The sequence below is a fragment of the Paraglaciecola chathamensis S18K6 genome (genome assembly GCA_000314955.1).
GTDB lineage: Bacteria > Pseudomonadota > Gammaproteobacteria > Enterobacterales > Alteromonadaceae > Paraglaciecola > Paraglaciecola chathamensis.
In genome coordinates, this window is the sequence record BAEM01000040.1 from 130,891 (window position 1) to 137,928 (window position 7,038).

The 7,038-nt window shown below is 46.0% G+C and carries 4 protein-coding genes; 2 read left to right on the forward strand and 2 right to left on the reverse strand.

Annotated elements, in window-relative coordinates; all coding sequences use genetic code 11:
• Positions 1 to 341: 341 nt before the first annotated feature.
• Entirely contained in the window at positions 342 to 2,090 is a 1,749-nt protein-coding gene (gene ggt, locus GCHA_RS14995) for a gamma-glutamyltransferase (protein ID WP_007989669.1), read from the reverse strand.
• Positions 2,091 to 2,381: 291 nt separating this feature from the next.
• On the opposite strand from ggt, the gene grxB reads away from it, so the two are divergent.
• The gene (gene grxB, locus GCHA_RS15000; RefSeq protein ID WP_318248992.1) at positions 2,382 to 3,077 is read left to right on the forward strand and encodes a glutaredoxin 2; all 696 of its coding nucleotides are present in this window, start codon (positions 2,382 to 2,384) and stop codon (positions 3,075 to 3,077) included.
• Positions 3,078 to 3,277: 200 nt separating this feature from the next.
• Positions 3,278 to 5,035 carry a DNA repair helicase RadD gene (radD, locus tag GCHA_RS15005; RefSeq protein ID WP_007989674.1) on the forward strand — a complete coding sequence of 586 codons (1,758 nt, stop codon included), beginning with the start codon at positions 3,278 to 3,280 and terminating at the stop codon, positions 5,033 to 5,035.
• 115 nt (positions 5,036 to 5,150) lie between these two features.
• On the opposite strand, the gene GCHA_RS15010 is transcribed toward radD, so the two are convergent.
• Entirely contained in the window at positions 5,151 to 6,422 is a 1,272-nt protein-coding gene (locus tag GCHA_RS15010) for a spinster family MFS transporter (protein ID WP_007989676.1), read from the reverse strand.
• Positions 6,423 to 7,038 lie beyond the last annotated feature (616 nt).

Sequence of the window (7,038 nt, forward strand, 5' to 3'; positions counted from 1 at the left end):
CTTCAACAATATTCGCATTAATAGCATCTTGTGGGGCATGAGATTAGATTACAAAGAGCGTATCTGGAATGACAAGAAATGGCAGGCAGAGTGAATTCGTTAGACCGGCTAAATACGTTAGACTTGTTAGATACGTTGCAGCGCAACTGTATACCGCGAAGCCGTTTTACGATGGCTAGGCACAGCCAGTAAACGAGTTTACTTAGCAAAGGAATAAATAACACAGGAATAAAGCGCCCAAGCATTACCGCTTAGGCGCTGTAATTTGCGAGCTGCAGCTAAGTCAACGTGTAATACCCCCATAAAGTCTATGCAGTTTCACGAATGAAAACGCACTCAACTTATAGGGAACCAATAACGCCTTCTCGGCGTTTATCTGCTGCGCCTTCAAGGCTGCCATCAGGCTTGCGCATAATCACGCTCAATCCTGAGTTTTCACCTTTTGATGCATCCACGTCAAAACCCATTTCTTGCATCGCGGATATCAAGGAGTCAGGCGTTAAGCCTTTCTCTAAGCGCACGGTTTTACCTCTTGCAACCATATTCGGTAAATCGACAGCGGCTTGCGGAGCTAAGCCCCATTCAAACACACCGACCATGGTTTTAACCGTATACGCGATAATGTTATTGCCGCCAGGCGAGCCGGTGGCTAATAAAAACGCACCGTCTTTGTCTAACACAATAGACGGTGACATAGACGAACGAGGGCGCTTGTTCGGTGCAACTGCGTTAACAATGGCATTGCCGTTTTTGTCATGATGTTGAAAAGAGAAATCAGTTAATTGGTTATTCAAAAACATGCCGCCAACCATACGGGTGGTGCCAAAAATGCTTTCAACGGTAGCGGTCATAGACACCACATCACCTTTGGTATCTACCACAACAAAGTGCGTTGTACCGTGCACATCACGGGTGGCATCAATACCTGCTGTTTCTTCACTTGGTACGTCGTTATACGCCCATGGGTCGCCAACGGCATAGGTTTCAGGTGTCGCTTTATCAGAGATAAGTGTGGCGCGCTTGGCAAGGTACTCTTTGTTCAACATGCCGTTAATGGGCATATCAACAAAGTTTGGATCTGCTACAAACTGGTCTCTATCGGCATAGGCGAGTTGCTGCGCTTGAGCCATTATCGCCCAGTTTTTCGGATCGTCAGGGCCCGCCGCACTGGGGCGAGGGCCATTTTCTAAGATCCCCATGATCATTCCTACCGCCAACCATGAAGACGGGGGCGGTGCGCCGCATATTTGTGTATCACGGTAATCTTGGCAAAGCGCAGCACGTTTTACGGGTTTGTACGCGGCAATATCTTCGGCGGTTAATGAGCCTGCTCTTGGCTGCTGTTGGACCATAGCAGCAATCTGCTTAGCGATATCGCCTTGGTAGAAGTCCTTAGGATTGTTCGCGATAATTTCTAAGGTTTTCGCGTACTCAGGGTTTTTTAATACGTACCCAGTTGGGTGAGGTTGACCTGCTTCGTCAAAGAAATATTCGTGTGCGTCGGTCGGCCCTTGCTCTGGCGTACTAGGGATATATTTCCCAAAACGCTCTAGCATGCCATGTAAACGAGGAGATATTTCAAAGCCGTCTGTTGCTAGCTTATGGGCGTAGTCAAACAAGCCATTCCACTCTAACGTACCTTGATCTTGATGAGCCATTGACAGCATGGCTACTATGCCAGGAACGCCGGTAGACAAACCGCTGGTTTTCGCTTGGATAAACGGCATGGAATCGCCATTTTCTAGCATGAACATATCTGGCGTAGCGCCACTTGGCGCTGTTTCACGACCGTCATAAACCGCTAAAGATTTACTTTCGTTATCGTAATGCACCATAAAGGCACCACCGGCCAAGCCTGAGCTTTGAGGCTCTACAAGGCTCAGTACTGATTCAATGGCGATGGCAGCGTCAACTGCTGAACCGCCTGCGCGCAATACCTCTAGCCCTGCAGCTGTCGCATGAGGATTAGCGGTTACCACCATGGCTTGATGCTTAGGTTGCTCTGCTATTGGCGCGGCTTGTTTTTCTGCTGAACTGCAGCCCAAAATACTGGTGGATAAAACCCCGATGGCGAATAAATGAAACTTCATTACTTGTTCCCGATAGTTAAAATTTGATGGTCAAATGATAGTGAAATTAAACAGGCGAGAATCACTTTTGAACTGTTTCAAAATGCCCAGTACACCCAAGAGGTGACACTAAGATGTACCACCCACTATTTTTCTATCATAAATAACCACTTACTGACAATGGACTGACAAAAAATGAAACCTAATTACGCCATTAACTTACAAATAAGCGCTTTATTTTAGATATGCTTAGCAGAAACCCTCTTTATATTATCGATTTTCATCGATTGGTATTATGCTGGGCTCGCGATAATGTCACCACATTCAAACTTAGGGGAGCATTTTACTATGTCGACCATGCACTTATATATTTACGACCACTGCCCATATTGCGTGATGGCGCGTATGCCTTTTGCTATGAAAAACGTACCTGTGGAAATCACCGTGTTACCCAGCGACGATGAAGCCACACCCATATCAATGATAGGCGTAAAAGCATGCCCAATTTTGAAAAAGCCTGATGGTAGTTTTATGCCAGAAAGCATGGATATAGTCAGCTATATAGACCAACTTGATGGCAGCCCACTATTTTCACCTTCAGCTAACCGAGCAGATTTATCGGCTTGGTTAAAAGACGTTAATTTATTATTGAAGCAACTACTTTACCCAAGGTGGATCACCTCGCCAGTGGAAGAGTTTCAAACCCAAGCTGCTGTTGATTATTTCGTTAACAAGAAAACCAAAGAACTTGGTCCTTTTTCTGATGCACTAGCCAATAGTGAGCAACTCATCAAAACGCTGGAAAGCCAGCTGGAAAGATTAGCACCGATGTTACACAGCGAGAAACGTGTGAATGAGCAGCTTTCTATCGATGATATAACCCTATTTGGCCGATTACGGGGTATCACCTTAATCAAAGGGCTGACAATACCGGCAAAAATAAGTGCGTATATCGATTATTTTTCAGCAACCTGTGATATTCCTTTGTTTTACGACGTGGCGCAATGATCTGGCGGCTCGGCTGGTATGTCGTTGGATGGCATCCGGCTGTTTAAGCCACTTATAAATAATAAAGCACAAACCCTAAATCAAGCTTCAACCATTATGCTTAATGACTTCAAGCAAGTAGGGCGCGGTACTGTGAAAGTGCGCCTTACCTGCCTTTTTTTGATAGGATCCCGCGCTAAATAGCCCCGATTTTGAATTTAATGAGCCAAGCCTTCATATTACGAGATTACCAAACGCAAGCGGTCGACGCCGCCCTAGCGCATTTTCGGCAAAGCGAAGACCCAGCAGTGATTGTTTTGCCCACCGGGGCAGGGAAAAGCTTAGTCATTGCCGAGTTGAGTCGATTAGCAAAAGGCCATGTTATTTGCCTTGCTCATGTCAAAGAATTAGTGGAGCAAAATCACGCTAAGTTTCTGGCGACCGGCTCAGCAGCAGGCATCTTTTCAGCAGGGTTAGGCCAAAAAGACCGCCACGTAAAAACCACCTTCGCCAGTATTCAGTCACTGTCTGCAAACTTAGCGACTTTTAATGTCCCGGCCAGCCTAATTATTATTGATGAATGCCACCGTGTTGGGCTAGAGGATAGTGCGCAATACAATAAAACCTTGGCACATTTTCGCCGCTTGAATCCAAAGGTAAAAATTCTTGGATTAACCGCCACCCCTTATCGCCTAGGCAGTGGCTGGATTTATCAGCATCATTATCATGGTTATACACGGCCCTCGGACGATTCATTTTTTAAAAAATGTATTTTTGAGCTCCCTTTGCAGTACATGGTTAAAAACCATTATTTAACACCGCCCATACATTATGATGCTGCCGTTGCTCACTATGACTTTAGTTTGCTAACAGAAAGCTTAGACGGTGAGCAAAATACCGATGATATCGCCTTAAACGAACTCATTCATAAACACCCGAGGGTGACGAAGGCTGTGACTGAGCAAATACTGCAACTTAGTCAAGACCGCGAAGGTGTCATGATTTTTGCTGCCACTGTCGATCACGCAAAAGAGATCTGCGGTTACTTACCCGAACAACAAACCGCCTTAATTACCGGTGCAACCAAAATAAAGCAACGTGACACCCTCATTGCAGCTTTTAAAGCCAAACATATTAAGTACCTAGTGAATGTTTCGGTTTTAACCACAGGCTTTGATGCGCCCCATGTGGATGTAATTGCAATTTTGCGACCTACCCAATCTATCAGTTTATTTCAACAAATAGTCGGGCGCGGCTTGCGCCTCAGCCCTGGCAAGAAAGACTGTTTAGTGTTGGATTACACCAATAATGGTTACGATATTTTTCAGCCTGAAATTGGTGAGAAAAAGCCCACCCCAGACTCAATTGCGGTGCAAATTCATTGCCCTCAATGCGACTTTGCCAATGCATTTTGGGGACGAAAAGACGCACAAGGTCATATTCTTGAACATTTTGGCCGCCGCTGCCAAGGCTTGATTGAAACCCCAGATGGTGAAACCCAATGTAGCTATCGTTTTCGCTTTAAACACTGCCCCTATTGCAATCAAGAAAACGACATTGCTGCCAGAAAGTGCCAACACTGCAATGAGAAGCTAATAGACCCCGACGACATATTAAGAAAAGCGTTAAATTTAAATAATAATAAAGTACTGCGCTGCGCTGCCATTACCCCTGTGATCAACTCAGCAGAAAAGAGTATAAAAATCACCTATCACGATGAAGATGGCCTGACATTATCAGAAACCTTTCGCTTCAATTATAAAAAAGCCAGACAACGCTTTAACGACTTATTCGCACGAAGATTAGCCAGCGGTACCCAGTCAATTCAGTTCGATTCACTTGATGAGCTGCAAAAGTTTTTGCCTTACCTGCCAGCGCCTGACTTTGTGATAGCCAAAAAGCAAAAGCACCACTGGCAAGTCACCGAACGATTATTTGATTACCAAGGGCCTTACCGAAAGGCCAATGCGCTTGGCTAGCTCTTTTTTACCCGCCGCGGCGCTATTTTTGGTCGCGGTGCTGTCACCGTTGAGGTATTAATTCTTGCAAGAGCGCCTAAGTAAAAGCGTGTTACTTAGGCGCTAGTTTTGACTCTTATTGCTCGCTACGTTGCTCAAGGGCGGATAAGGCTGAGCCGCTACGAAGATACTGCACTACAGCAAGTAGGATCACCAAGCTTGAGAATATCAAGGCATAACGAAGAGACTCGATTCCAAACTCAGGGGCTAAAAAGTCACTGACCATACCGGTGGCCACAGGCCCACAGCCTAAGCCAACAATATTCAAGATAAAGAATAAAATTGCCGAGGTCATAGCGCGCATTGACGGTTTCACTAAATGGTGGGAAATCGCGATAGTTGGCCCAAGGTAGCAAGAACCAAATACATTGCTGATGAAGATACACACAAGTACCAAGGTCAACGAATCTAAGCTTAGTGCCAGTATGCTAAAGGGCACAGAAAGTAACACACCAATTGCCGGCACCCATAAATACCAACGCAAATTCATTTTACCGAATTTATCAGCCAAAAAGCCGCCACTAAGCGCGCCAATTACACCGGAAAAACCAATGATAAGCCCAAGGGATACGCCTACTTCGGCGATACTCATACCATGGCTGCGAATTAAGAATGAAGGTATAAAAGTTAAGGTAGAGTAACCGGTAAACGCACAAAAGCCCGCAGCAAAGGCCGCTTTTCGAAACGGCTTAGACTGCCACAAGAAACTCAAGGTTTGCTTAAAGGTATATTTCTCGCCTACGTTCGGGTCAGACACCATGCCTGAACCACCGCGAGGGGGCTCTTTTAAGGTTAAACGTACCACAGCCGCCATTAGGATACCGGGTAAACCCACGGCAAAAAACGCCATGCGCCAACCGATTTTATCGGCCAGCCAACCACCTAATAACAGGCCAACTAAAATACCCAGATACAAGCCCATGCTGTAAATAGACATGGCCGCACCGCGCTCTTCAGGTTCGTAATAATCAGAAATCATCGAATGAGAAGGGGGGCTTGCACCTGCTTCACCAATCCCCACGCCAATTCTAGCCAGTAGTAACTGGGTATAGTTTTGCGCTAAGCCCGACACAGCGGTCATGCCGCTCCAAACGAGTAAGGCCAAGCTGACAATATTGCGCCGATTACCCACATCAGCCCAGCGGGCAATAGGTATGCCCACCACCACATAAAATAAAGCAAACGCAAAACCGGTTAATAGCCCCAGCTGAGTATCTGAAAGACCAAGCTCCGCTTTGATAGGCTCTTGTAGGATGACCAGAATCTGGCGATCAACAAAGTTAAAGATATAAACCAAGGTAAGAATAAACAGGACATAGCGTCGATAACTGCGTGTTTCCGCATTCATAGAACATTCTCAAATGAGTATTGGCTGATAGGAAAATCGAGTATGCCGACTAAATTTTATCCACTCAAGCATCAGAAATGGGCGTGAGGGTGCTCACTGGGCACCGCACAAAATGTAAATTTGTTTACAAGTCAGTAACAGTGCGGTTACTGGGTGGTTACTGGGTGGTTACAACTTGCAGGTGACGCATCTATTTTTATTATGAATGAACAATTATACCCATCGGGTTGTGTTCTTGAGGGGCATGCGCGGTGCTTACCTTATGAGCTGCGCTCACTTATGCGCGGTGCTTACCTTATGAGCTGCGCTCACTTATGCGCGTTGCTTATTTATGGCCTTCGGCCACAGAGCACAGCTTCGCTGTTTACACACTGCGTGTGCTAAGCAATCGCGTTGCTCACCATGCGCTTCGCTTACCGCAATCCATTGCGTTTTTGATACGGTATCCCTGCCGCACCAGTAACTCTTTCTTCAACAGCTAAGAAAGAGTAACCAGAAAGAAGCCGCCTCCAGCAAGTCACTTATCCCTGCGCGTCTCGTCTAACACTGGTCGTGAAAACGCGTTCCCGACGCGGCTTTCACTCAGATTGCTCCCAGCAATCTCACCAGCGTTAGC

What these genes read in the sequence shown, in the direction of transcription:
- ggt (WP_007989669.1), bottom strand. Translation starts at nt 2,090, where the DNA reads ATGAAGTTTCATTTATTCGCCATCGGGGTTTTATCCACCAGTATTTTG.
- grxB (WP_318248992.1), top strand. Translation starts at nt 2,382, where the DNA reads ATGTCACCACATTCAAACTTAGGGGAGCATTTTACTATGTCGACCATG.
- radD (WP_007989674.1), top strand. Translation starts at nt 3,278, where the DNA reads ATGAGCCAAGCCTTCATATTACGAGATTACCAAACGCAAGCGGTCGAC.
- GCHA_RS15010 (WP_007989676.1), bottom strand. Translation starts at nt 6,422, where the DNA reads ATGAATGCGGAAACACGCAGTTATCGACGCTATGTCCTGTTTATTCTT.